21 protein-coding genes and 3 pseudogenes are annotated in these 25,490 nt (G+C 40.9%); 11 read left to right on the plus strand and 13 right to left on the minus strand.

The annotated features are described in order from the left end of the window. The 3 genes and pseudogenes from I593_RS19925 to I593_RS04915 form a co-directional block, all read left to right on the plus strand. Positions 1-187, plus strand: a pseudogene (locus tag I593_RS19925) (acetyl-CoA C-acyltransferase); the annotation flags it as partial. Between the two features lie 61 nt (positions 188-248). Next, positions 249-1,040, plus strand: coding sequence for a 3-oxoadipate enol-lactonase (gene pcaD, locus I593_RS04910; protein WP_016166466.1), 792 nt, complete (start codon positions 249-251; stop codon positions 1,038-1,040). 383 nt (positions 1,041-1,423) lie between these two features. Next, entirely contained in the window at positions 1,424-2,443 is a 1,020-nt protein-coding gene (locus I593_RS04915) for an AraC-like ligand-binding domain-containing protein (protein ID WP_016166467.1), read from the plus strand. Between the two features lie 82 nt (positions 2,444-2,525). Here I593_RS04915 and I593_RS04920 read toward each other — a convergent pair whose 3' ends face one another. The 5 genes from I593_RS04920 to I593_RS04940 all read right to left on the minus strand — a co-directional run bounded on the left by I593_RS04920 (position 2,526) and on the right by I593_RS04940 (position 7,415). Then, complete coding sequence (locus I593_RS04920) at positions 2,526-3,413, minus strand: SphA family protein (protein WP_409360591.1); 888 nt, start codon at positions 3,411-3,413, stop codon at positions 2,526-2,528. 109 nt (positions 3,414-3,522) lie between these two features. After that, positions 3,523-4,053 carry a flavin reductase family protein gene (locus tag I593_RS04925; protein ID WP_026441195.1) on the minus strand — a complete coding sequence of 177 codons (531 nt, stop codon included), beginning with the start codon at positions 4,051-4,053 and terminating at the stop codon, positions 3,523-3,525. Positions 4,054-4,083: 30 nt separating this feature from the next. Then, positions 4,084-5,322, minus strand: coding sequence for a styrene monooxygenase/indole monooxygenase family protein (locus tag I593_RS04930; RefSeq protein WP_016166470.1), 1,239 nt, complete (start codon positions 5,320-5,322; stop codon positions 4,084-4,086). A gap of 45 nt (positions 5,323-5,367) precedes the next feature. Further along, positions 5,368-6,153 carry an SDR family oxidoreductase gene (locus I593_RS04935; RefSeq protein WP_016166471.1) on the minus strand — a complete coding sequence of 262 codons (786 nt, stop codon included), beginning with the start codon at positions 6,151-6,153 and terminating at the stop codon, positions 5,368-5,370. Positions 6,154-6,155: 2 nt separating this feature from the next. After that, positions 6,156-7,415 carry a dienelactone hydrolase family protein gene (locus I593_RS04940; protein ID WP_016166472.1) on the minus strand — a complete coding sequence of 420 codons (1,260 nt, stop codon included), beginning with the start codon at positions 7,413-7,415 and terminating at the stop codon, positions 6,156-6,158. A 465-nt stretch (positions 7,416-7,880) separates the two neighbouring features. Between I593_RS04940 and I593_RS04945 the strand changes: the two are divergent. Further along, positions 7,881-9,221 (plus strand): annotated as a pseudogene (locus tag I593_RS04945) (MFS transporter). A 70-nt stretch (positions 9,222-9,291) separates the two neighbouring features. Here the strand turns inward: I593_RS04945 and I593_RS04950 are convergent. Both I593_RS04950 and pdxR (I593_RS04955) read right to left on the minus strand, forming a co-directional pair. Continuing rightward, on the minus strand, positions 9,292-10,281 hold the full coding sequence (locus tag I593_RS04950; RefSeq protein ID WP_016166475.1) for an AraC family transcriptional regulator: 990 nt from the start codon (positions 10,279-10,281) through the stop codon (positions 9,292-9,294). A gap of 455 nt (positions 10,282-10,736) precedes the next feature. After that, on the minus strand, positions 10,737-12,212 hold the full coding sequence (gene pdxR, locus I593_RS04955) for a MocR-like pyridoxine biosynthesis transcription factor PdxR (RefSeq protein WP_016166476.1): 1,476 nt from the start codon (positions 12,210-12,212) through the stop codon (positions 10,737-10,739). A gap of 105 nt (positions 12,213-12,317) precedes the next feature. On the opposite strand from pdxR (I593_RS04955), the pseudogene I593_RS04960 reads away from it, so the two are divergent. Then, positions 12,318-13,524: pseudogene (locus I593_RS04960) on the plus strand (benzoate/H(+) symporter BenE family transporter). 163 nt (positions 13,525-13,687) lie between these two features. Then, positions 13,688-14,140 carry a GNAT family N-acetyltransferase gene (locus tag I593_RS04965; RefSeq protein ID WP_016166478.1) on the plus strand — a complete coding sequence of 151 codons (453 nt, stop codon included), beginning with the start codon at positions 13,688-13,690 and terminating at the stop codon, positions 14,138-14,140. A gap of 56 nt (positions 14,141-14,196) precedes the next feature. Here I593_RS04965 and pdxR (I593_RS04970) read toward each other — a convergent pair whose 3' ends face one another. Next, a complete protein-coding gene (gene pdxR, locus I593_RS04970) occupies positions 14,197-15,660 on the minus strand; it encodes a MocR-like pyridoxine biosynthesis transcription factor PdxR (protein ID WP_167539536.1) in 1,464 nt (487 codons plus the stop codon). A gap of 90 nt (positions 15,661-15,750) precedes the next feature. Here pdxR (I593_RS04970) and I593_RS04975 point away from each other — a divergent pair, with 90 nt between their 5' ends. The 3 genes from I593_RS04975 to I593_RS04985 all read left to right on the plus strand — a co-directional run bounded on the left by I593_RS04975 (position 15,751) and on the right by I593_RS04985 (position 18,978). Next, positions 15,751-16,536 (plus strand): aldolase, encoded by a 786-nt coding sequence (locus I593_RS04975; RefSeq protein ID WP_016166480.1) that lies wholly within the window; start codon positions 15,751-15,753, stop codon positions 16,534-16,536. Between the two features lie 2 nt (positions 16,537-16,538). Next, the gene (locus I593_RS04980; protein ID WP_016166481.1) at positions 16,539-17,423 is read left to right on the plus strand and encodes a dihydrodipicolinate synthase family protein; all 885 of its coding nucleotides are present in this window, start codon (positions 16,539-16,541) and stop codon (positions 17,421-17,423) included. 214 nt (positions 17,424-17,637) lie between these two features. Then, positions 17,638-18,978 (plus strand): PepSY-associated TM helix domain-containing protein, encoded by a 1,341-nt coding sequence (locus I593_RS04985; protein WP_016166482.1) that lies wholly within the window; start codon positions 17,638-17,640, stop codon positions 18,976-18,978. 284 nt (positions 18,979-19,262) lie between these two features. On the opposite strand, the gene uraH is transcribed toward I593_RS04985, so the two are convergent. Continuing rightward, entirely contained in the window at positions 19,263-19,664 is a 402-nt protein-coding gene (gene uraH / locus I593_RS04990) for a hydroxyisourate hydrolase (protein WP_016166483.1), read from the minus strand. A gap of 10 nt (positions 19,665-19,674) precedes the next feature. After that, entirely contained in the window at positions 19,675-20,163 is a 489-nt protein-coding gene (locus tag I593_RS04995) for a GlcG/HbpS family heme-binding protein (protein ID WP_026441197.1), read from the minus strand. A 106-nt stretch (positions 20,164-20,269) separates the two neighbouring features. On the opposite strand from I593_RS04995, the gene I593_RS05000 reads away from it, so the two are divergent. Then, complete coding sequence (locus tag I593_RS05000; RefSeq protein ID WP_016166485.1) at positions 20,270-20,941, plus strand: heavy metal response regulator transcription factor; 672 nt, start codon at positions 20,270-20,272, stop codon at positions 20,939-20,941. After that, positions 20,938-22,320 (plus strand): heavy metal sensor histidine kinase, encoded by a 1,383-nt coding sequence (locus I593_RS05005; RefSeq protein ID WP_026441198.1) that lies wholly within the window; start codon positions 20,938-20,940, stop codon positions 22,318-22,320. The genes I593_RS05000 and I593_RS05005 overlap by 4 nt, the downstream gene beginning before the upstream one ends. A 13-nt stretch (positions 22,321-22,333) precedes the next feature. On the opposite strand, the gene I593_RS05010 is transcribed toward I593_RS05005, so the two are convergent. The 3 genes from I593_RS05010 to I593_RS05020 are packed head-to-tail and all read right to left on the minus strand — an operon-like array spanning position 22,334 to position 25,486. After that, positions 22,334-23,047, minus strand: a complete 714-nt coding sequence (locus tag I593_RS05010; protein ID WP_016166487.1) for an ABC transporter ATP-binding protein — start codon at positions 23,045-23,047, stop codon at positions 22,334-22,336. Next, positions 23,040-24,263: an ABC transporter permease gene (locus I593_RS05015; RefSeq protein WP_026441199.1), complete on the minus strand. Its 1,224-nt coding sequence runs from the start codon at positions 24,261-24,263 to the stop codon at positions 23,040-23,042. Before I593_RS05015 ends, I593_RS05010 begins: the two co-directional genes overlap by 8 nt. Next, entirely contained in the window at positions 24,260-25,486 is a 1,227-nt protein-coding gene (locus I593_RS05020) for an efflux RND transporter periplasmic adaptor subunit (RefSeq protein WP_026441200.1), read from the minus strand. The genes I593_RS05015 and I593_RS05020 overlap by 4 nt, the downstream gene beginning before the upstream one ends. Positions 25,487-25,490 lie beyond the last annotated feature (4 nt).

The raw sequence follows: 25,490 nt of genomic DNA on the forward strand, positions 1-25,490 counted from the left end.
AGATGACACGACACAAGTAAATCCCAATGGTGGTGCGATTGCGATTGGTCATCCGTTAGGTGCATCGGGTGCACGTTTAGTCACCACGGCTTTAAACCAATTGGAACAAACGGGTGGAACCTATGCGCTGTGTTCGATGTGTATTGGTGTCGGTCAAGGTATTGCAATGATTATTCAGCGGGTTTAACAAATCATAACTATTTAAGATATTTCCCCTCCCTTTTTTAAAGGGAGGTCGGGAGGGATTTATGCCAACATTTATTTCAAATGATGCAACCATCAATTACGCAACTTTTGGTGATGCCACCAATCCTGCTTTGGTATTTTCCAATTCTTTGGGTACCAATTATGGCATGTGGCAGCAGCAGTTTAATGCTTTAAAAGAGCAGTTCTTTGTGGTGTGTTATGACACGCGTGGTCATGGTACTTCATCTACCCCGCAAGGTCCTTATAGCTTGCAACAATTAGGTGAGGATGTGATTCATTTGCTGGATCATTTACAGATTTCAAAAGCTGCATTTTGTGGCATCTCCATGGGTGGCTTAACCGGTCAATGGTTGGCGATTCATTATCCTGAGCGTTTTAGCCATGTGGTGGTATGTAATACGGCGGCTAAAATTGGTCAGGAGCAGGCTTGGCTGGATCGGGCGGCTTTGGTCAGATCTCAAGGTTTACAATCCATCGCGGACAGTGCAGCTTCGCGATGGTTTACAGTTCCCTTTATCCAAAGCAACGCGGCAACGGTTGCAACGCTTTCAAACGACTTAGGTGCTGGCAGCCCTGAAGGTTATGCGAGTTGTTGTGAAGCTTTGGCTAAAGCGGATGTTCGGGAACAATTAAAGACAATTACGGTTCCTGTGTTGCTTGTTGCAGGACAGCAAGATCCTGTGACAACGGTGGCGGATGCTGAGTTTATGCAGAGTCAAATTCCCAAGAGTCGGTTGGTAGAAATTGATGCGTCGCATATTTCCAATGTGGAACAGCCAACGGCGTTTAATCAGAACCTTATGAATTTCCTACAAGTGAATGCATGTCTATAAGCATACATTCATTTAAATACATCATATTTCAATAAGATCAGCATCATCCAAGTGATCATAAAATTGACCAGATCACTTGGATTTGCTATAAAATTGTATAGATCTTAAGGACTAAGATCTGAATAAGAACACCAAGCGCATGGAATGGAATCTTCAAGTATATGCTTGTTATTAAACACTTAAAATAAGGATATTTCATCCTTCACTAAAACTTGTTGAAAGCAGCATTTTTTGGCAATTCTGGTCTGTATCTTGCATTGATCTTTATATATTTTGCGCACAACTGAATCATCTAAGTGCAGTATTTACACCTCTTCAAAATTCTTCCGAGCAGCGTTTTCAAAGGTGAAATACAAGCAGGAGTTAGCCAAAGGAATAACGATATGTATCAAGCCAACTCTTCTGAATTAAATGGACGGCATTTCCAGCAGGAATCTATTTTTTCTCCCCATAATTTACTGTTCAACCATCAAGATATAAATGAAACCTGTAAAAATGTAGGGCAAGTTTTTAAGCCTCACCTGTTAAAAATCTCCAAGCCACAGAAAAATTTTAGTGCAACCATGCACCATGTTAAAACAGGTGCCCTGTCCATTAGCCGTTTAGTCTACGGTGCGGATGTAATTATAGAACCCGACCATTTAGACAAATTTTATTTAATCCAAATTCCAACTCATGGTTATGCTGAAATTGAATTTGGACGTCAAAAATTTATGTCCTATTCGCAAGTCGCATCCATCATCTCACCGCAACAATCTTTGCGGATGCGCTGGCATGCCAACTCTCCGCAACTTATTTTAAAAATTTCTAAAGATGATTTTCTGCATCATTGTCGCCAGCATATTCCTGACACTGACAACACTCCGCTTATTTTTGATCCTAAACTCGATTTTACCACCCAAAATGGCAGCTACTTTCTGCAATTGCTCCGCACCTTAATGGATGCACTGGCATGCGACAAACACCCACTGCATCATCCATTGGCTTTTAAACAGTTTGAATCGAATCTATTAAACGCGCTGATTTATGGGCAGCCCAATAATGGCTTAGATAAAATTGATTCTCATAAAGATAAAACGATTTCGCCACATTTTATTAAACGGACTGAAGCCTATATTCAACAACATTTACATGAGCCGTTAAGTGTGGAAACGCTGGCCGAACAAGCGGGTGTAAGTGTACGTACTCTATTTACGGGCTTTAAAAACTATTTGGGCACGACCCCAATGGCATATCTGAGAGAATTACGTTTTGAGCAGGCGCACTTAGAACTCGTACGAAATGAACATTTAACCGTTACGGACGTGGCATTTAAATGGGGATTTACGCATTTAGGTAGATTTTCTCAAGAGTATAAAAGACGCTTTGGAACTTTGCCATCCTCTACCCGTCGATGTAGCTAACCCAATTTAAATACAATCTATAATTCAGCGCTAAAAGAAATAAATCGCCTTTTATCCTGTATGGATAAAAGGCTAGGTTGAATTAGAAATGATGAATATAACGAACTTGCATCCGCGTCCCTTCAGGACGATTTTCTGCATCTTGTTCAAAATAGGCATTGGCAACCACATGGTTATTTGGTGAAAAACTGTACATCGCACCTGGACCAATTGCCCAAACTTTTTCTTTACGTCCTTTTACTTTCTCGCCATCCACTTCGGTATCGGTAATTTGCTTTAACCAATACCCATTCAGCCCTAAGCGAAATTGTGGCGTAACTGCATAATCTGTTGCAAAGTTCGCGTGCAATGCCTGCCCTGCTTGAATCTCATCTGCACCTGAAAATGCATAACTTGGATCATCATTTTTAAAATTATACAGATAATGAATACGTGTCGAAGCTGTCCATTTGGGATTAAACCAGTAGGTTGCCGCCCAATACGGATTCAACGAAACTGCATGATTACTTGGGTTGATATCTTTTTGTGAACTGTAATCCCCTGTTGGCAGGTTCACTTGGAATTCAATCCGATGTACAAATTTGGGACCCGCTGCTCCCATAATTGGATCGAATTGTACAAAAGGACCAATCATGATGTCACCAAAACCACCCTGTGATTTGATTGCCATTTGATTTAATCCATCATCCATATCCATTTTGCTCACAAATGGAATCAGAAAATTCATCCCTAAACTGGCATGATCGCCTAATCTTACATTAGACAAATAACTGATTTGTTCAACCAGTACTTGATAATTCAGATCTGTTTTGGGCAAGCCCAATTTATTTCCCTGAGCATCGACCAATTCATCACTGTCATAGTTTTGAAAATAGGTTTGTGCATACCAACCCGTTCCAGCAGGTAAGCCGCCATCTAAAAAACTGGTCATGCCTAAATTTACAGTTGGCAAATCATAGGCTTGAGCCATGACAGAAATACAACTCAAACTACAGAGCAAAACACTTTTTTGTACTACATGAGACTTCATTGTTTTTTCCTAAATAAAAAAGTCACGATGAAACATCGTGACTAAATCTTTAATTGCTTAGCTCTGGATGAACAGCCGCGACTCGGTATTTCCCTGCATGGAAAACCAATGGCTCTCCCTGCCGTTGTTGATATTGCTCAATCTGACCAATAAAAATAAGGTGATCACCTCCTTCATATTGGGTCACATTTCGACAGACAAGGGTTGCCAGCACATCCTCCAGAATGGGTACACCTACGTCACATTCTCGATGTGCAATTCCAGCGAATTTATCGGCAGAAGCTTTGGCAAAATGCCCAGAAAGCAGATGATGTTCTTGCGCCAACATGTGAATGGCAAAGTGTTCTGCATCAACAAAATCTGACAGACTTGGGGCAGTTTTAGACAAACTCCATAAAATTAATGGCGGGTCGAGTGACAAGGAGGAAAAAGAGTTCGCTGTCATGCCAACTTTTCGTCCCTGCTTACTGCGTGTCGTGATGACCGTTACGCCTGTTGCAAACTGCCCAAGTAAATTCCGTATTTCTCTTGGGTTTTCTACGTTTACTGGCAGTAATACCATATCTTCAATGCTATCAATCATAAGTAAGATCCTTTTTACAAAACCTGATTAGGCAACTTTTTGAGCTGTTTTCATGGCAAGAAAATGCTGAGCTTGTTCCGCATCAAACCACCACGGTGCAAAGTCACGTGGGTCATCAAAGTTATTTGCCATCACTGATGCAATCGCTTGGTTTTGGCTGGCAGCGGCAAGTAATTCCATGACATGCGGTTGTGGTGGCAACAGCAGACTATTGGTCCATGCCACGACTTTTTCGGCGTATGCCCAATAGCGTTCAAAGGTTTGTTGCATCCATGCTTCACTAAAGGCTTGATCATCATTAGACAGAATGGCATCGAAATAGATCTTGCTGCATTTGGCTGCATTATTTGAGCCTTGACCAGTAATTGGATCATTTACAACTAAGGCATCTGCCATACCAAAGACTTTTTTGCCTGAAGGCAGCGTCAAAACAGGTTTACGCACTGTTGGTGGGAATCGACCTGCCAAATAACCGCCTGCATCGGTAAGTTCAACATTGCTGCAACGCTCAAATTCCCATGGCGCATATTTTTTAAGCAGTTCAAGACTGCGCTGTAAATGCTGTTCAGGCGTTTGTACATCTTGCCAACAGTCCATAGGGCCGTTGGGTATGCCTTCAAAAACCATAATGTCGCATGGTCCATTAATGGTCAGTGCTGGGAAAGAGAAGTATTCGCCCACTTCTGGAATGATGTTGAAAGTGACGCGTGAATATGGCGAGACGGGCTTCATGCCTTTGACATAGGTCAGTGCCAAGGCACGTTGCGGTCGATCAAAGGTGCTTCGTTCCGCATCACGTTCAAACTGTTTGACGACCTCACCCTTTCCTGCGGCGAGTAAGACCAACTCATATTCATTGGCCAATTGCTCTAGTTCTTCAATACCAACATCCTGAATGATTAATCGACCACCACGTTTTTCAAATTCCTGCATCCAAAAGGGCATTTTTACGCGCTGATCGACCGATTGTGCATAGCGTTCCAGACGTGCACTCCATTCAAAGGCTTTGCCACCATGTTCAGGATTGACCAAAGCCAAGCCAATTCCTTCGACTGCAGGACATTGCTCTTCCCAAAAGTTCAGCCCTAAGTCCCGTTCCGTTTGTAAAGCCGTATGAAACATACATTGACTCGACATGACTTTGCCCTGACGGATTTCATCGGCAGTACGGTTGGTAATTAAGGTCACATCATAGCCTGTATCTAACAGACCTAATCCAAGTTGCAGACCTGATTGTCCTGCTCCAACAATTGCAATACGGCGCATGTGCTTCTCCAAATTTTTTAATGTTCTAAATAATGAATGTCTGTTTTAACTGGCTAAGCGTGGAATGGCAGGTTGTGCCCCTTCAGGTCCCATGACCGAATATCCACCATCGACGGCATAATCTGCCCCAGTTACAAAACTCGCTGCAGATGACAGTAAAAACTGCACCACATTGGCCACTTCTTCTGGATGTCCTAAACGGCCTAATAAGTGATAATCCGCTGCAACGCCATCTGCTTTTTCACGGTTGTTGCCGCTGACTTCGGCAATCACCCGCGACCATGTCCAACCTGGGGAAATCGAATTGACCCGAATACCATCAGCGGCAAAATCCATGGCCATACTTTGAGTTAATTGGCGAATAGCCGCTTTGGATACGGGATATAACCAGCGTCCTGTTTGCGCATACTTGGCAGAAATCGAAGTAAAATTCACAATCGAACCACGATGCTCTTTTAAGTCTGGATAAAAGGCACGCGTTAACTCCACTACAGACAACACATTGACATCCAATGCCTTTAGCCAGTCCTGACGCGAGGACTGAAAGCCATCATCTAAGTAAGTACATGCCAAGTTCACCAAACAACTGACTTCCCCCAAATGCTGATGAATGTTCTTGACTGCCTGTTGAATCGCCACATCACTGGTCAAATCCACTTGTATGAACATCACGTCATAAGGAAAACTTTCTGCAACTTTCTTTCCGTTGGCATCGATATCTAGAATGGCAACGCGTGCGCCTGCATTCACCAAAGCCTGAACCACGGCCTTTCCAATGAGGGTTGCACCGCCACTGACCACGGCAACCTTGCCTTTTAAATCAATGTTCATAATCACACTCCCTCACCAATGGGTTTACCTTCGCTGCTGTTCCATGACGGCATCAGCGTATTGGAAGGTAAATCTTCATTCAGGAGTTTTTTAGCCGTCTCAACACCGGCCACAGGCAATCCCTCAGGGTTGAGTAAACCAATTTGCACCAGTACCGATGCCTGATCCCAATAAATATGTTCATGACACAGTTTAGAACCGCGAAATTGAATAACACCCAGCATTGGAATTTCGACGTATTTGCCTGTTGGTTTCACCCCTGGCAGTAGCCAATCAATTTCGGTGTCGTGAGTAAAACTCATGATAAATTCATCGACCACCTGTGTTGATCCCACCGTGCGTGATATAGAGGTAATCTTCATGTCTTCAGGGTTTTGATGCACAAAATGGTAGCGATAGAAACGGGCCAACTGACTTTGACCCACACCACCTGTTAGCGTGGGAATGTGATTGACATAAGGTTCTGCCACCATGGTTGCCATGGTCGCTGGGACATCGCGGGTATCAAATTCATGTCGAATATGCTCTTCCCATAACGCCACCAAGTCATAATGCGGTCCAATCATGTCATGCAGTGCAGTCACCGTTCGCTCATGGGCAAATCGGGCTGATGGTTTGTGGTAATGTTCACTTTTTGGTCTAGCAAAGGCATGATCGACATCTTCATAGACATAGGCTTTGACATTGCTATATTGACTCGCGGCTTGCAAAATCGCTTGTCGTGCATCTGGTGGAGTAAATTGATCTAACTCTGCGATATGCAGTACCAAACGTCCTTTTAGGTTAGCTAGCTCATCCAGTACATTTTCTAAACCAACCCCGTAGTAGCCAACGGCGCAAGCAACTTCTGGTAAACGACAGGCAGCTAAATACGCCAGTTTTCCGCCCAAGCAATACCCAACAACACCCAGCCCTGTAGACATATCACATTCAGGTCGTGTTTGCAGATAAGTCAGACTGTCCTGAATATCTTCTACCCCTAAATTTTCATCGTATTGTTGATAAAGTGCATAAGCTTTTTGAAAATCTTCTGGGGTATAGCCCAATTCAATATTGGCCGCACTCCGCCAAAACAAATCAGGAACAAGAACGGTGTATCCCTCTTCGGCAAGAAAGTTTGCCTTTTCCCGCATTGCGGCATTGACCCCAAAGATTTCCTGACACAACACAATGCCTGGACCTTTACCTGAAGATGGGGCGACCAAGTAAGCACTAAATTGTTTACCAGTCTCGGTTTTTATCTGAATCGTTTGACCAGCCATAATCGTCAACTCCTGACTTTGTTATGGCTTTATCTTCTATCCAAATTTTTAGGATGACTGTCCAAAAGCTGCGAGCACTATCCAATCCATGCGCAATTCTAAATAGCGTGTCTAAATATGCATGCTTCTTTTGCTTGCACAGGTGACACAAAATAATCTGTTAAAAAAAACGATCCAGCACGAATGGAAAAAATGGATGAAGTTCAGGAGTTAGTGGATAGTCCTCAAAGTATAAAAATAGTTCAATCAAGATATGTTCATACCTCGCGATAGCGCAACTTTCTCTACCGTTTAAAAAGAGTCTTTCTGCCGATCAGAACAAGGCGATGTCTCTGGTGTAAATCGAACACCTTTCACTCATGCGCGAACATTGCTAACGCAAAATTCATCCATCAATGCCATGAGTAAATTTGTACAAAAAGGGTCAATCCAACCGAGCTAAAACATACATTCAAAGGAAGAATTATGAGAACAATTGAAGTAAATCAGATTATTAATCGGGAGAAGCTCTCCCCCCTACAATGGCTCGTTTTTATATTGGGTTTTTTGGTTTTTTTCTGTGATGGTCTAGATACAGGAATTATTGGCTTTATTGCACCTGCTTAACTGGATGATTGGGGCATTAGCAAACCACAACTGGCACCCGTACTCAGTGCCGCATTGGTTGGTATGTCAATCGGTGCGATTATCTCAGGCCCGCTGTCCGATAAGTTTGGTCGTAAAGGCATTATTGTCACAACCACCCTTTTATTCTCGGTGTTTACCATTCTTTGTGGCTTTGCTAGCTCTACCCAAGAACTGATGATTTACCGTTTTATTACAGGGGTTGGATTAGGTGCAGCCATGCCAAACATCAGTACAATGGTGTCTGAATATATGCCAGTTAAGCGCAAAGCCTTTCTCACAGGACTCGCAGGTTGTGGTTTTATGTTAGGCATTTCTTGTGGCGGAGTCTTGTCCGCTTATTTACTCGAAGGATTTGGTTGGTCGAAAGTCATTATTCTTGGCGGTAGTATTCCTTTACTATTGGTCATTGCATTACTGCTTGCTTTACCTGAATCGACACAATCGCTGATTGCACGCAACCGCCAAGATAAAGCACTCGCCATCTTAGAAAAAATTCAAGGACATCCGTTTAGCGAACCTGTGAAACTGGTGTTACCACAAACCGAAACCACCAATGAAAATCCTGTAAAAATTGTATTGGGCAAATACTTATGGGGTTCAAGTATGCTGTGGTTATGCTGTTTTACTAGCCTCTTGGTGTTTTATCTTTTAACTAGTTGGATGCCAACTATTTTAAAAACAGCGGGCTTTAGTACACAACAATTTAGCTTAATTGCCGCCATCTTCCCTTTTGGTGGTGTAATTGGCGCAACCATCATGGGTTGGTATATGGATAAGGTGAATCCAACCACCGTAATCAAATATGCTTACCTCATCGCGTTCGGCTTATTCCTTGTTGCAGGTGTAGTCAGCTCAAATATTCTATTGCTCGGCATCACCATTTTCTTGATTGGTGCACTGCTTGCAGGAGCACAGTCATCACTCCTACCATTAGCAACTATGTTCTATCCAGCCGTTTGCCGCGCAGTTGGGGTGTCTTGGATGCATGGTATCGGACGGATTGGTGCGATCTTGGGGGCATTCTTTGGTTCACTTATTTTCACCTTTAACCTAAGTTTAGGTGGCATCTTCTTTGTACTGGCTATCCCAACTTTCATTTCATTTATGGCTTTAACCCTAAAAGTCATTTATGAAAAATCTAAAACTAAAGCAATCTATAACTTAGAAAATTCAGTCTAAACCATTTGTATATTGCATTAAAAAACCCCTGATGAAATTTCTCAATCAGGGGTTTCTTATATCTCATCATTTATTCACGTGACTTATTTTTAGTTTCACTCGGCTTTTCACCAAACTCCTCTTTATAGTCTTGGGAAAAACGACTGAGGTGGGTAAAACCCCAATCATAAGCCAGTTTTGAAATCGATAACTTAGCATTCATATTGGCATGACTTAAAATTTTATAAATTTGCTGCAAGCGATATTTGCGCAAAAAGGACATCGGGCTAGTACCATAATATTGCTGAAACTCATCATACAGCTTTGACTTTGAAACACCTGCCAAACGTTGTAAATCATCAGCACGAATATCTTCATGTGCATGCTCAATAATGAAATTTTTAACTTTGCGAATATAGACCGGCTCTTGTTGCTGTGCCTGTACTTTCAATGCCGCAGAATAATTATGCTCTTGAGAAAGCAATAACGCCTTAATCACAAAATTTTCATAATCATCAGACAGCATTTGCAAGCCAAAAAAACCATTATTCTGTGCATTAAACTGCAAGAAATTTTGGATGTTTTTCCACCATGCATGAATTAATTGAGTTGAATCGATATGCATTTCTGGATTAAAAATAATAGGCTGGTCAATGGACTGATTCAATAAATCCGCCAAAACCATATGCATACTTCGCTCAGGAATCACGACCTGTAATTTCTGACAATCACGGTTAATAACTAATTCCTGACAATCATTATTCGAGACAATTAACCCTCTATTCTCATCCGAAACATAATTTTCACCACGAATACTTAGCGCCTGTTTCCCCTGTAAAGGCAAGCTAATACTGTAAGCTTTTAAATTGGAAATATTGATGGCAACATTTGCACCATAACGAATCGTACCAATCGCCATTTTCCGATTGGGCAAACGCATACCATCGTAATGAAAATCTAAGGTATCGCGTGCACTTGTATCTAAACGATGTTCGCCACAAATGCTCGACATTAAATTCTGTGCAAAATCTGCTTGCCGAGAATAGTGGTTCACATTCATCTGTTGGCTGAGTGATGTCATATCCTTTTCACCTAGCTAAGACCCTATTGCTTAAAACAGCAACTTTTATGCCAATCAAAATCCTTCGATTGGTCATTCTTCTATCCTTTCATTAAAACTATATATCAAGACAGAATCTTTTTCTTTTTTTAAATGAAAAATTTAATTTTGTGAAATACCTCTAGAGTATATTTTTATATCAAACTGATTCATCCCGTTTGTTTTTGTTATATTTTTTAGAAGCTTTTCCGACTCCACAATCAGCATTGTACACCCATAAATCCTTTTTCAACGACAAAATATACAGACTTATATTCCAATTGCTTTTTAAAATTCTTATCACTAAATAATGCATCAATAATTCTTAAATGTATGCATAATAAAGAAGCATCTATAGTGAATTTAATTATGTGCATAGCAAAATTAGTCTTCTCATATTTTAGAAACTAACGGGCATATTTTAAATTATCAAAAAACTAATACAGAGATTGCGCAAGCTTTTTAATATTTGCTTGTATTTCATCAGGCGTATGTGCTGCATAACCAAACAGTACGGCGGGTCTTTGGGATGCGACTTGACAATATCTGGATAAAGGCTGTACAGCTAAACCCACTTTTTCACATTCAATAAGAAATTCTTTTTCAGTCCAACCATTCTTAAGCCAACAAACTAAATGAATTCCTGAATCGGTAGGCTGTACAGTTAGTACATCTGAAAGATAGGTTTCAATTGCTACAATTAAAGCCTGTTGACGTTCGTAGCAGGCTTTACGAACTTTACGTACATGTCGTGCATAATGACCATCTTTAATAAATGCCGCCAGTGCCACCTGTTCCAGATAGGAACTACGCGTGTCGGTATAATATTTTGCCAGACTAAAAACTTCAATTAAGGCTTCAGGAACGACCATAAACCCAAGTCGGAATTCAGGAAACATCATCTTAGAAAATGTGCCTGCATAAATCACGCGATGCTGTTCATCTAAACCTTGTAATGCTTGTATAGGATGCGTTCCATAACGAAATTCGCTATTGTAGTCGTCTTCAAAGATCCATTTTTGATATTGGGTAGCCCAGTCCAATAAAGCAAATCGGCGAGCAAGGCTCAGAGTGTCACCAAGTGGAAATTGATGTGAGGGAGCTGTGTAAATGAGTTGGCTTTCAGCATGGTCATGAATAATTTCTTCAACTCTCATCCCCTCCTCATCACTAGTAATAGGGTTTACTATGGCACCAAAACTACGGAATATATTTAAGGCTGCGTCATAACCCGGCTCATCTAAACACACTTGGTCATTTGGCTGTAACAGCGCATATGCAGCCAAATGAATTGCCTGTTGTGTTCCATTCACAATCAGAATTTGTTCTTCCTGACAGTTTAATCCTCGTGTTGACTTAACATAATGACAAATTGCCTGACGTAAAGGCAGATAGCCTCGGGGATCATGGAATTGGCCTAATTGATAATAAGATTGTCGCCATGCACGCCCTAATAATTTACCCCAAAGTTCATGTGGAAATAAGTCGACACAGCCTACACCCACATGAAATATTTTCTTCTCTTGACTTGTTAATGTCTGCTTATTCCAATGAAGCAACAAATTAGTGAAATGTGGATTAATGTTGATGCTTTGCGTAGGTTGAGATTTTGTCTGGGTTATATCGTTTTGAATTTGAATTAATTGGTCTGGAATGACGGCAGCAACATAAGTTCCTGAACTTGGTTTAGTGACTAAATAGCCTTCATCGAGCAAACGTTCTAATCCCGCCAATACAGAATTACGGGAAATGGACATCATCTCTGCCAAATTGCGACTTGAGGGTAGTTTTGTTCCCCCAGATAGACGGCCTTCTAGAATTGCATCTCGTAAAACACAATATAAACCATCTTTTATGGGTTGCCCTTTAGGCAAAATTAAATGTGGAAAATAAGCAGAAGATGACGTTGTCATAGTGAACTGGTACTTCTAAAAACACCCAAACTGTATCTTATGACAATACCATGATTAAAAATACACTCAACGCTTTCATGGTTAAAGTTTTCAGAGGTTGGGGTTATGTCGGTTCGACTCGCAGTTTTTCACCGTTATTCCAAGGATTTACTCCCTCCTATTTTGGCAGGATTAATTTCGGTAATTGTCAATTATGGGAGTACATTCATTTTAATCTTCCAAGCAGCACAAATGGCAGGACTTAGCCCAGAGCTTACAGCTTCATGGGTATGGTCAATTTCTATTGGTGTTGGTATTACTGGAATATTATTAAGTTGGTACACTCGAGAACCCATCATTACGGCATGGTCTACTCCTGCTGCTGCATTTCTCATTACTGCTCTTGCAACTATTCCCTATGCTGAAGCGATTGGCGCATATTTACTTTCTGCCTTAGCCTTCGTAATTTTAGGAGTTACTGGTTATTTTGAAAAACTGATTCGCCTCATTCCTGTAAGTATTGCGTCAGGTTTGTTGGCAGGGATTTTATTACAATTTGGTATAACTGCCTTTACCAACACCATAATCGACCCACTTCTGACCCTGTCATTATTTCTAATTTATCTGGTTGTTAAACGTTTTTCTGCACGATATGCCATCGTCAGTGTTTTGGTTTTTGGTTTTATTTTTTTAATCATTCAGACTCGAATTGATTTTGCAGGATTTGAATTGAAATTAGCCTCACCGATTCTGACTGCTCCTGATTTTTCCATCAATTCCACATTAAGTATTGCCATGCCTTTATTTTTAATCACATTAACAGGGCAATATATGCCAGGTTTACTGGTCTTAAAAAATGATGGATTTAAAACCAATGCCAAACCCATTCTTATTGTCACAGGTTTAGGTTCCTTCATCATGGCACCCTTTGGCGCTCACGCATTTAATCTTGCAGCAATTACCGCTGCAATCTGTACAGGTAAGGAATCTCATGAAGATCCTTCTAAACGCTGGATAGCAGGAATTGCTGCGGGGATATTTTATATTTTGGTTGGGATTTTTGGCGTCACACTGGCTGCAATATTTACAGCATTTCCAATAACTTTTATTAGTACGCTGGCAGGTCTTGCCTTGTTAGGCACTATTACAGGAAGTCTAACCAATGCTATGAGTGATATTGAAAGCCGTGAAGCAGCTTTAATTACCTTTCTTGCCAGTGCTGCCAATATTACATTATTGGGGATTGATTTTAGGCTTAATCGCTTATTGTGTCTTGAATGGAAAATTTAAGCGATTTGTTTCGGATAATTTTATAAAAACGGTGAATGATTAGAAATCTTCAATATGCTGTTAGAAGTATCTTTTCACGGCGTTTGGTATAAAAAACTTAAACTGGTACTGTAAAAAATACAAAAACCGTATCTTAAAACAGTACCATATCAAGATTATGCTTTACCCATCAATTTTTAATCACCAAAAATGATGGGAACATCACTATGCAAAAGCACAATATTCAAGTAACACCAGCGCAGTATCAAGACTATCAACAATGGCTACCGTATTGGCTTGCCTATCAAGAATTTTATAAAGTTAATTTATCTCATGAAGTTACACAAACCACATGGCAACGCTTTTTTGATGATGCTGAACCTGTGTACTGTGCTGTTGCCAAAGAGGGCGACAAAGTTTTAGGCTTTGTCCATTATGTGATTCACCGCTCAACATGGGCAGAAACAGACTATTGTTATTTAGAGGACTTATATGTATCGCCTGAAGCACGTGGGCAACACGTCGGGAAACGTTTAATAGAATATGTCCAAAAACAAGCGCGGACTCAAAAGTGTGATCGTTTATATTGGCATACTCAAGAGACAAACCAGACTGCTCAGAAACTTTATAACTGGATCGCTGAAAAACCAGGAATTATTGAGTATCGTATGCCTTTATAATTAGGTTATGTAGCAAAGCCAAAGTCCACAAGATTTTGGCTTTTATATTTTTCAACTTACAATTCAGTCATGAAAATTTGATGTAATGTTTGAATAATCTTGGTTATTTCAGTTTCATTCAGTGCAGCAAAGCCAAAACGTATGTGAAAATAATCTAAGCTGGTATTTTCTACACGAGAACCAAAGCAATATTCAGAATCGATCTGCAAATGACTTAAAGCTTCAGCATAGTAAGTTTGATAAGCTAGATTAAACCGCACCCATAATGCCATTCCCCCTGCTGGTGCAGTAATTTCAACGTTGTCCTGAAAAAATTGCTGAAAAGTCATCACGGCAAAATCTCGACGGTGTTGATAAATTTTGCGCATCTTCCGTGTGTGCCGCTTGATTTCACCTTGTTGCATCAACTCTGCAATCGCCAGTTCTGTAATGGCATTGCCCTGCTTATCAATAAGTAAAATATCCTGTTTCATGGCTTGGATAATTTCCAAATCAGCAACCACATAGCCCACCCTTAAACTTGGTGCAAAGACTTTGGACAATGAACCGATATGAATCACTTTTTCAGCCGCAGGTAAACTGATTAAAGGAGGAATTGGACGACTGTCATAGTGGAATTCGTGATCATAATCATCTTCAATAATATAAAAATCAAAAGTTTTAGATAGTTCCAAAAGCTTTAGTCGCCGATCCATCGACATGGAAACAGTCGTTGGATATTGATGATGTGGCGTAGTGTATACTGCTGCAACCGAATGATTTTTCAGTATTTCTGTTAAGTGTTCGGTATCTAGACCATGTTGATCTAATCTGACCCGCACAATTTGAAAATGGTTGGATAGGAAAGTTTCCACTGCTGGTGGATAAGACCACTGCTCCACGACAATGACTTGACCTTGTACTTGTGGCTTGGCAAGCACTCGAGCTGCAAGGAAAATCCCCATTTGGCTTCCGCGAACCACACAAATATGCTGAATTGTGGTCTGAATAAATCGCTCCATTGACAACATATTTAATAAGGCTTGACGTAATTCCAGCGCTCCTTGCGGGTCACCATACCCCATAATTTGCTGCCTCGTCACCTTAATCAAGGCATGACGATAAGCACGCGAAAATAACTCATATGGAATCAGCCGAGTATCAGGAATCCCATCATTTTTAATCGCCGTTTCCTGTGGAGTAGATAATTCAGTAGAAATTTGAGCTGATGTCATTATAGCTAATGCTGAGTCAAGTTTGAGATCGGGTAACTGTTCAGAAATAAACGTCCCTTGTCTTGGCTTTGAGACTAACCAGCCCTGAGCTTCTAAATCTTCATAAACGGATTGTACTGTTTTCCGATTAATTCCCAACTCATCCGCTAAGGTCCGCGAACCTTGCAAACGTGTGCCCTGCTTTAATCGCCCTGACAAGATTTCCTGAATAATCTGGTTTGTCAGTTTAAGAAAAATGGTTTTTTCTTTACGTTCAGCTAGATGTAGTCGCATTTCCCACGATTGTTGCATGATTATCTGGACCATATAAGTTTTAAAAACTGGATATTTTCTACCATCCACAAGTTTCTTATTCTGCCCATGTCCAAATGACAAATCAACCGAATAGGAGGTCTTATGGAAACTGCACTACTTGATAAACAGCAGCTCATGCACAACGCTCAACAAAGTATGCAACAACATTTTCAAGATGAAGACTACACCGATCCACAAAAACTGGCCTTAACTTGCCGTATTTTATTTGATCATGGTCATGATGCTGGACTTGCTGGACAAATCACCAGCCGAACCGATAAAGGGAATACCTTTATTACTCAACGTTTTGGTCTAGGCTTTGATGAAATCACTGCGGCCAACTTATTAGAAGTAGATCAAGACCTGAAACCTTTAAATGGCGAAGGAATGGCAAACCCAGCCAACCGTTTTCATACTTGGATTTATAAAGAACATCCCGAAGTGAATTGTATTATTCACACCCATCCAACGCATGTCGCTGCGTTGTCTATGCTCCGTGTGCCACTCGTTATCTCACATATGGATACCTGTGCTTTGTACGAAGATTGTTCTTTCGTTGGAGATTGGCCTGGTGTTCCTGTTGGCAATGAAGAAGGGATCTTTATTTCTTCAGCATTGGGTGAAAATCGTGCTGTTTTATTGTCTCACCATGGACAGTTGGTCACAGGAAAAACCATCGAGGAAGCTTGTAATCTCGCGATTTTGATTGAACGTGCGGCACGCTTACAACTTTTGGCCATGGCGGCAGGTCAAATTCAACAGATTCCACACGACTTAGCCAAAGAAGCGCACGACTGGGTGTCTACAGATAAACGTAACAAAATCAATTTCGCTTATTACGCTCGTAAAGCTTTGAAAAATCACTCAGATTGCATTAAAGGAGAATAACCATGAAGTTAGAAGGCATTATTGCTTACCTCATTACTCCTTTTAAAGCTGAAACACACGAAGTTGATTTTGATGCGTTGACGATTACGCTAAATGCATTGCTTGAGCATCAATGTGATGCGATTGCACCACTGGGCAGTGCTGGGGAAAGTGCTTATTTATCTTGGCAGGAATGGCAACAAGTCGCTCAAAAAAGTATTGAAGTTGTTAATCATCGTGTCCCTGTCATTTTAGGAATTTCCGAACTCACGACCTCAATGGCAATTCAAAAAGCTCAAAAGGCTGAAGAGTTAGGCGCAGATGTGATTATGGTCATTCCTGTTTCCTATTGGAAACTGACGGATCAAGAAGTTTATGAGTATTATCAACAAATTGCAGCAGCAACTAAACTCCCGATTATGGTCTATAACAACCCTGCAACGAGTGGTTTGGATATGTCGCCTGAATTAATTGTCAAAATGTTTGAAGAGATTGAAAACATTTCTATGGTCAAAGACAGTACGGGGGATATTCAACGTATGCATAAATTCCATGAGCTGACACAAGGGAAATTGCCTTTTTATAATGGCTGTAATCCTTTGGCTCTTGAGGCATTTTGTGCTGGTGCAAGTGGTTGGTGTACCGTTGCCCCAAATCTGTTAGGCAAACTCCCCAATCAACTCTATCAAGCAGTCAAAAATGGAGATCTAACTCAGGCACAAAACCTTTTCTATAAGCAACTTCCTTTATTGCGGTTTATTGTGCAAGGTGGTTTACCCAAAACAGTGAAGGCTGGATTGAATGAACTAGGTTTCTGTGTCGGAGACCCTAGAAAACCTTTACAAAAGGCTAGCTTAGCCGAAACTAACCAGTTACTAGGTTTTATTAAGCAAGCAACGAGTATTTAATTTTATTGGTTTCTTAACGCTGTATTTGACTCTATAAAGTTAAGTACAGCGTGCAGTCAAGTTCTGTAAAGGAAACGATCAATATCAAAGCATGCTCATAACTATTAAACAACAATGTATAAAAAAGTCGGCAATTGAGGGTTCTTGTAATTGCAGTATAATTGCGTTTCAAAATGGCATATAAACACCCAATCACAGATTTAAGGAAAGTTATTTGAACCTCAATTTCTGGCAAACGCTCTTCCGTTTATTGCACGTGTATGCTGGTATTTTTATTGCCCCATTTATTTTTATAGCGGCCTTAACTGGTTTTTTTTATGCTGCTACCCCACAAATTGAAAAAATTATTTATAAAGATATTTTATACATCGAACATAACGATTCAAAAACACAGTCTCTCAGCAAGCAAATTGAGAAAGCTAGACAATTTTTATCTCCTACTGCGCAAATAACTGAAGTACGACCAGCACCAACAGAAAATCAGACCACACGAATTATTTTTTCAGATTCTAAATTCAGACTACAAAATGAAGCGCTCTTCATCGATCCATATACGCTTGAAGTAAAAGGCCAATTAGCTGTTTACGGTACAAGTGGCTTATTACCATTTAGAACTAAGCTGGACCATTTACATCGAGATTTATTGTTAGGGAGCTGGGGTCGATTTTATAGTGAACTCGCAGCAAGTTGGTTAGCCGTATTGATTTTTACTGGTTTTTACCAATGGTATAACCGTCGCAAAGCTTCCAAGAAAAAACAAAACATTCATAATAGATATATCCAAAAACACAGCACAATAGGCTTAGCTCTTTTCCCCCTTCTACTCTTTGTTGCTGTGACTGGCTTAACCTGGTCTGAATATGCTGGTGAAAATATTCGAATATTTCGCCAAGCCCTGAGTTGGCAAACCCCAGTTCTAACCACATCACTCCAAGCTAGAGCTGAATCAGACATGATCATGCATCATGATGATCATTCGATGATTCATATGCAGCATTCACCACAAATCACCCCTCGTGATTTTGACATCGCATTAGATCTCGCTAGAAAGCATGGTATTGATGCCTCACAAATACAGATCAAGCCACCTCTAGATAAAAGCCAAGCATGGAGTATTTCCGAAATTCAACGCAATTGGCCAACTCAAGCAGATAGCATTGCAATTGATGTTTCAAACCACAAAGTAATTGATCAACTCTATTTCCAAGACTATCCATTAATCGCCAAATTGACGCGTTGGGGTGTTGATGCCCATATTGGTATTTTGTTTGGCTGGATAAACCAGTTGATACTCATCATCTACTCTTTTGAATTATGTGCAATGATTTTTTATGCGTATTTGGCTTGGTACAAAAAAACGGACTTCAAACAATCAATCCAACAGTTTTCAGTCCTATTTATAAACACTTGGAAACATGGAAACTCTCTTCAACGAACCACTCTAGTCACTCTATTGACTACTCTAGGGATAGTACTCCCTTTATTGGGTTTCAGTCTAATTATGGCGTTAGTTGCTATCTTTATAGGCAGTATTAAACAGAAAGAAAAAAATTAGTTTCTGATTTAGATCGAAGCTATATAAGTGAAATGTGCCTTTTATGGTTATAAACTTGAATTGATCTTAAAAATTGGTTCATGCCATCCTTATTTATAATCAAATAATACAAGCCGTTTTTCCCTTAATATTTCATAAAATTCGTCGACTCACTTGTAGAACATGAATCGATTTAGATTCAGTGAATAACATAAAAGTACGGACATGAATTATTGTCTAATTTTTTCGAATTTTAACTCACCATGGGCAAATAAAAGGGCTAGTTTTACCAGCCCTTTAGATTATCAATTACCTCGATAGGTCGAGTATCCATAGGGGCTTAATAATAAGGGAATGTGGTAATGACTGACACTGCCATCAACTTTGAAAATAACGGGGACCTCTGGGAAAAAAGTGCTCTGATTATTCTTTTTGAACCAGTCTCCTGTTTTGAACGTAACCTTATAAATTCCTTGTGCTAACGGCTGATTTTCAGGAAAAAGTGCCGTAATACGACCATTCGGCCCTGTAACTTGCTGATTTAGCTTCACCCAGTGATTGCCAGAACTCTTTTCGAGCACTACTTCAACATCAGCAGAAGGCAAACCATTTTCTAGATTTAACACATGCACACTTAATGGGTTATTTTGTGCAAACGTCATTGATGTTAATAAAAGTGTTGAGAGTGGTAAAAACTTCTTAAACATAATGGAATCCTTAACGATTAAAACTAGACTGAATGGCTGCCTCAGCACAATACTGATCATTTTTGGCGCCTCCTGCACCTGCAACCCCAATTGCACCGACCACCTGATTTTCATAACGCACTGGTAAACCACCTCCTAACAACAGCAAATTAGATAAAGTGGTTAAATTTTTTGCATCACTGTTTTCATGGGCATTTTGACTTAACAGCAAGGTCGCTGTTTTGGTCGATAAAGCGGTATAGGCTTTCTTTTCGGCTGCGCCCAAATTATGGGGGCCGACATTTTCATGCCTACTTGCCATCAAGGTATTTCCTCCCCGATCAACCACGACCACAGCAATGTTGTGCTGTATTTTTTGACAAGCAGCCACTGCGGCATCAACAAGGATTTGTGCAGCGTTGGAATCGAGTGAATAAACTTGATTCAATTGAACGGTTTGTGCAAAAGTACTGCTACCCATCAGCATTACTGTTAAAACAAGCCCTTTGAGATTGTTCATCATGATTGCCCCGAATTAAGTTTTACAAAATCTTATACAACCCGAATGATTTGAAGCATGACAATCACATTACAAAGTTGTCATCTTCAAAATGAGTCTGAGCAAAATGTGTATTCTAATTATCGAAGATGAAGTGAAGATCGCCTCATATCTGGTGAAGGGCTTAAATGAATCTGGCTATGCCGCTGAATGTGTTCATTCAGGGCTCGAAGGCTTGGAAAAACTAAAAATGCAACCTTATACCTTGGTCATATTAGATGTGATGCTGCCCGATATTGATGGCTGGGCAGTCTTAAAAGTATTACGTCAGTTTTCCCATATACCCGTGATTTTTCTCACTGCCAAAGATCAAATTATTGATAGGGTCAAAGGTCTGGAACTGGGTGCCGATGACTATCTGGCCAAACCTTTTTCGTATATTGAATTACTCGCACGTATTAAAAGTCTGCTGAGACGGCAACAGTATGTTCAGGAAAATGAGTTATGGATAGGCAATTTAAAAATGGACTTAATCCATCATAAAGTTTGGCGACATGAGCAGTTAATTGAACTCAGTAAAAAGGAGTTTAATTTATTGCACTTTATGCTACGGCACCCAAATGAAATTATTACGCGTAGGCAAATTGCTTCCGAAGTTTGGCATATCAATTTTGATACTGATACGAATTTTATTGATGTCGCGGTACGACGCTTACGCAGTAAAATTGACGAGGGGCATGAGATAAAATTAATTCATACTGTCCGTGGTTTGGGCTATAAAATTTCAGTGGAAGCATAATGTTCAAGCCCATTCGCTCTTTAGAACTCCGATTAACACTCTTGGTTACAGGGTGTGCTGCAATGGTCTTGTGCGCTGTAGCATTTATGACCTATCTGGGTATCAACCAGATTTTAATTGCTCAGCAAGATCGGGCTTTGGTTGAACGAATTGAGCGACTGGAAATTTTGCTACAAGACAGTAGCAATATTGAACAGATTATCGCTCGTCCGAAGCTGTATCAAAATATGTTGGGAAATCAGGATAATTTGTTTTTATTGATTCAAGGCAATCAGATTCTCATCAACATCAATCCTCTTGGCATTCCGCTGCCTGAATTTACCCATCAGCCCCAAATTCAATTCCAAGATTTATCGGTTCATACTTACCCCACCCGTATTGCTTGGAAAACCATTCAAATCAATCAGCAGCCCTATGTGTTAATTGCAGGCAAACAGTGGTCTGAACGTTTAGCCATCATCTCGCCTTTTCAAAAACGTCTTTTTATTTATGTATTTACGGGCATCTTGGCCATTTTCATACTCTGTGCCATTGCTAGCCATCTGGGATTGAACGCATTAAGAACTCTGCGAGAACAGACTCATGCCATTAATATTCACAAACTTGAGCAGCGACTCAATCTGATTCATCCCCCTCAAGAGATTGAACAACTAGCATCCGATATCAACGCCATGCTTGACCGTATTGAAATGGGATATAGCCAACTGAATCGCTTCTCTGAAGACATTGCGCATGAATTTAGGACCCCATTGAATAATTTAATCGGGCAAACCGAAATTTTACTCATGAATGAACGTAGTCCCGCACAGTATCAGGAACTCTTGATTTCCAACTTGGAGGACTATCAACGTTTAAAACGAATGATTGACAGCATGTTATTTCTCGCCCGCGCAGATGCGCACAAAGTTTGCTTAAACAAACAGATAATTCAGCTCCAATCCTTTATAGAACATATGTGCAGTATTTTTGAATATCAAGCCGAAGAACAACACTGCAATTTTGTTTTAAGGCTTGAAGCAACTGAGCTATCGGCAGATCCAGAACTGTTACAACAAGCGCTGTATAATCTGATATCAAATGCGCTCATTCACGGCGGCAATCACCAAACTATTTATGTGCTTAGCTGCCGAAAGAACATTAATAATATGCAGATGATTATATTATCTGTGATCACCAGTGGTTTGGAAGTTGCTCCTGAGCATTTGCCTCATCTCTTTGAGCGTTTTTATCAGTGCAGTTCCAGCAGACAAAGCCCTCATCAAACGGGGGGTTTAGGCCTATCGATTGTGGCATCTATTTTGACGCTTCATCAGGGAATGTATCGGGCAGTCAATAGCGCAGAAGGTATATGTTTTGAACTGCTATTCCCAAAAGAGTGACCCACGTTCGCACTCATTTCATCTCGTGTCTGGAATCACTCTGAATTCTCCCATCCACCAGATTAATGGTTCGATCACAGGTTGCCGATAATCTAGGATCATGAGTCACCAAAAGGACTGCACAGTCATGTTCGCGATGTACTTTACGAAATAATTCAAACATTTCCGCAGCAGTTTGAGTATCAAGATTACCTGTCGGTTCATCGGCCAACAATAGTGCAGGCTGAGTAATCAGTGCACGTGCAATCGCCACGCGCTGCTGCTGCCCTCCAGAAAGCTCATTCGGTTTACGGTCAGCGAACTTATCTAAGCCTACGGCGGCCAATAATTCATGAGCATATTGCAACGCAGATTGATCTGGCTTGCCTTGCTTCAACATTAATGGCATAAGCACATTATTTAAGGCAGTAAAGGCCTGTATAAGATGATGGAATTGAAACACAAAACCTATACTGTTGCCGCGTAATGCTGTCCGAGCCCTATCATCCATACGGCTTGTTGCCTGACCCAACAAGTACAACTCACCACAGCTAGGCTGATCTAATAAGCCAAGAATATTCAGTAAAGTACTTTTGCCTGAACCAGAAGGACCAATTAATGCAGCAAAGTCATTCCGTTGAATACACAGGTCAATTCCATGTAATACCTCCACTTCATTAGGTTGCCCAACATTATAGGACTTTCGCAATGCTTCTAAACGTAGTACTTCCTCAGATGAATCAGACATGACGAATTGCCTCCACAGGATCGAGTGCAGCCGCCCGACGGGAAGGTATTGCAGCAGCCAAAACTCCCGTCAAAGTCGCCAAGAATAATGCTGACAAGATAAGCTTGATTGAAATCGAAATATAAAACAAGCCGGGACCAAACTGATTAAACCCCCAGATTAGACCATAACTGACAACACTACCAAGCATCGAACCAAGCAGACCAAAAATTGCTCCCTGAAATAAGAAAACTCTTAAAATTTGCGCTTGTGTCGCCCCCGTCGCACGCAAAATACCGATTTCCCGAGTCCGTTGCACCACACTCACCGACATCACACTGGCAATACCAAAAGCGACTGAAATTCCCACAAAAACAATAATCATGTTGGTCGAAAGGCTCTGAGCAGTAATCGCATTCATTAATTGAGCATTGGTTTCAATCCAGCTTTCTGCTTTTAATCCAGTCAGGCGTCCAACTTGTGAGGCAACTTGATCCGCCTGAAAAATGTCTTGGATCGTCAGATCAATCACGGTCACACCACCCGGCAAATTAAGTAAAGATTGCGCCTGTTTCAAATCCAGATAGACATAGCGCGTATCCAATTCACGCACGCCAAGTTCAAATATTCCAGAGATGTTCACCACTGCATTTTTCTGTTGCCCAGTATCTAACCTTAATTTGCTCCCGACTTGCACACCTAAATCTTTGGCCAATTGACGCCCAATTAATACATTATCCGCACTGACCCGTAATTCGCCACTCACCATATATTGCTTTAACGGAATAATCTGTTGATAACGTTCAAGATTGATACCAACCAATGCAACCGATTGAATCGCATCTCCGCGCTGTACAAATGCAGGACCAGAGACCACAGGAGAAACCGCAGTCAACACCGGCAACTGATCTAAATTCTCAGTAATCTGCTGCCAATTATTAATAGAACGTAAGCGTTGCGCACGCTTATCTTCTTGTAACAACTGAAGTATTCCTGCTACTGGTGGCACAATGTGATTCACCTCATCTGGTGAGAGCAAACGAATATGCGCCTGTGTCCCTAAAGTCCTTTCTACAATATTCGATTGTAAACCTTGAATTAAGGCGCTAATGAACACAATGACGGCTACCCCCACCGCGACGCCAATGGTAATCATCATCGACTGTGTGCGACCCTCTCGCAAAAAACTGATTGCGATGGTCCACTCTGTCCAAAGTCGCCCAAAAAAGTTTTTCAATCGAATTTCACCGGTAATTCATTTTTGCTATTTGTCTGATCCGTTTGACTCTGCAAGACACGTTTAGTTTGCTCTATTCGGACACGAGTTCCATCTTTAAGCACTGATTCTGCATCGGTAAGGACGTGATCACCTTCTTTTAATCCAGCTACAACTTCAGACATGACCAAACCACGTAAACCCAGTGTGATGGGATGACGTTGAATTTTTCTATCTCTTACTAAAATAACCATAGCCTTGTTGCCACTTATACTGCTTAAAGCATCATTTGGAATGACCAAGGTTCGCTCGCGCTGGTTAGTTTCAACATTTACCGATACCGTCATGTCTTGACGCAAAAAATCTGGGACTGGATCAACTGTTAATCGGACGTCTACTGTGCCACGTTGAGCATCAATACTTGGGGCAATAAAATTAATATGGGCAGGAAAAGGTTGATCTGGATAGGCATCTGCAATCACTGCTGCTTTTTGTTGTAAAGCCAGCAGTGGTAAATTTCGTTCATCAAATGGCACTCGTATTTCAGTCGCACCATCCAGTGCAATAGTGAAGAGAGTCTGACTCGGTTGTACCAGATCCCCTGGCTCAACATTACGGGTTAAAATAATACCTGAAACTTCTGCACGAATTTTAGTCTTGGCAAGTTGTGCTTGTAGTGCAGCGAGTCGCTCACGTAATTTTGTCTCTTCAACTTTATCTGGGGCAAGTGAAGCAACTTTTAATCGAGCTGATTCCAAATTATTACGGGCGAGTCTTTCTGCCTCTATCGATTTCTCCCTTTCCTCTGCTGATAATATTCCTAATTCGGTATTTCGTCTGCGTAACGCCTCTCTTTGAGCCTGTTCTAATTGTACTTTGGCATTCGCTAAATCGACTTCTGCTTGCTGACGTCTAGTGGTTGCGAGTTCCTTTAATTCAGCTTCTGCCTGCCGCACTTGCGCTGAAATTTCATCAGATTTCAGTACTAAAAGAACATCTCCTCGAGAGACCCGATCTCCCTCTTGAACCAAGCGCTCAAGAACAACCCCTGTAATTTCACTACCAATCTGAGTCCGAGATACTTTCTCTACCCGTCCCGAAGCAACAACTGTCTGAATCAATGGACTAGATACGACTTCATAACTAGGTAGCAATGGTCCTTGCCACCAGCGATATGTAGCAAAACTGACGACCAAAACCAGTAGTATGATCATGATCCAAGGCTTATAGCGGATAACAAGCAATTCC

Source organism: Acinetobacter tandoii DSM 14970 = CIP 107469 (assembly GCF_000400735.1).
Taxonomy (GTDB): Bacteria; Pseudomonadota; Gammaproteobacteria; order Pseudomonadales; family Moraxellaceae; genus Acinetobacter; species Acinetobacter tandoii.

What these genes read in the sequence shown, in the direction of transcription:
- pcaD (WP_016166466.1), top strand. Translation starts at nt 249, where the DNA reads ATGCCAACATTTATTTCAAATGATGCAACCATCAATTACGCAACTTTT.
- I593_RS04915 (WP_016166467.1), top strand. Translation starts at nt 1,424, where the DNA reads ATGTATCAAGCCAACTCTTCTGAATTAAATGGACGGCATTTCCAGCAG.
- I593_RS04920 (WP_409360591.1), bottom strand. Translation starts at nt 3,413, where the DNA reads ATGGCTCAAGCCTATGATTTGCCAACTGTAAATTTAGGCATGACCAGT.
- I593_RS04930 (WP_016166470.1), bottom strand. Translation starts at nt 5,322, where the DNA reads ATGCGCCGTATTGCAATTGTTGGAGCAGGACAATCAGGTCTGCAACTT.
- I593_RS04935 (WP_016166471.1), bottom strand. Translation starts at nt 6,153, where the DNA reads ATGAACATTGATTTAAAAGGCAAGGTTGCCGTGGTCAGTGGCGGTGCA.
- I593_RS04940 (WP_016166472.1), bottom strand. Translation starts at nt 7,415, where the DNA reads ATGGCTGGTCAAACGATTCAGATAAAAACCGAGACTGGTAAACAATTT.
- I593_RS04950 (WP_016166475.1), bottom strand. Translation starts at nt 10,281, where the DNA reads ATGACATCACTCAGCCAACAGATGAATGTGAACCACTATTCTCGGCAA.
- pdxR (WP_016166476.1), bottom strand. Translation starts at nt 12,212, where the DNA reads ATGACAACGTCATCTTCTGCTTATTTTCCACATTTAATTTTGCCTAAA.
- I593_RS04965 (WP_016166478.1), top strand. Translation starts at nt 13,688, where the DNA reads ATGCAAAAGCACAATATTCAAGTAACACCAGCGCAGTATCAAGACTAT.
- pdxR (WP_167539536.1), bottom strand. Translation starts at nt 15,660, where the DNA reads ATGGTCCAGATAATCATGCAACAATCGTGGGAAATGCGACTACATCTA.
- I593_RS04975 (WP_016166480.1), top strand. Translation starts at nt 15,751, where the DNA reads ATGGAAACTGCACTACTTGATAAACAGCAGCTCATGCACAACGCTCAA.
- I593_RS04980 (WP_016166481.1), top strand. Translation starts at nt 16,539, where the DNA reads ATGAAGTTAGAAGGCATTATTGCTTACCTCATTACTCCTTTTAAAGCT.
- uraH (WP_016166483.1), bottom strand. Translation starts at nt 19,664, where the DNA reads ATGTTTAAGAAGTTTTTACCACTCTCAACACTTTTATTAACATCAATG.
- I593_RS04995 (WP_026441197.1), bottom strand. Translation starts at nt 20,163, where the DNA reads ATGAACAATCTCAAAGGGCTTGTTTTAACAGTAATGCTGATGGGTAGC.
- I593_RS05000 (WP_016166485.1), top strand. Translation starts at nt 20,270, where the DNA reads ATGTGTATTCTAATTATCGAAGATGAAGTGAAGATCGCCTCATATCTG.
- I593_RS05010 (WP_016166487.1), bottom strand. Translation starts at nt 23,047, where the DNA reads ATGTCTGATTCATCTGAGGAAGTACTACGTTTAGAAGCATTGCGAAAG.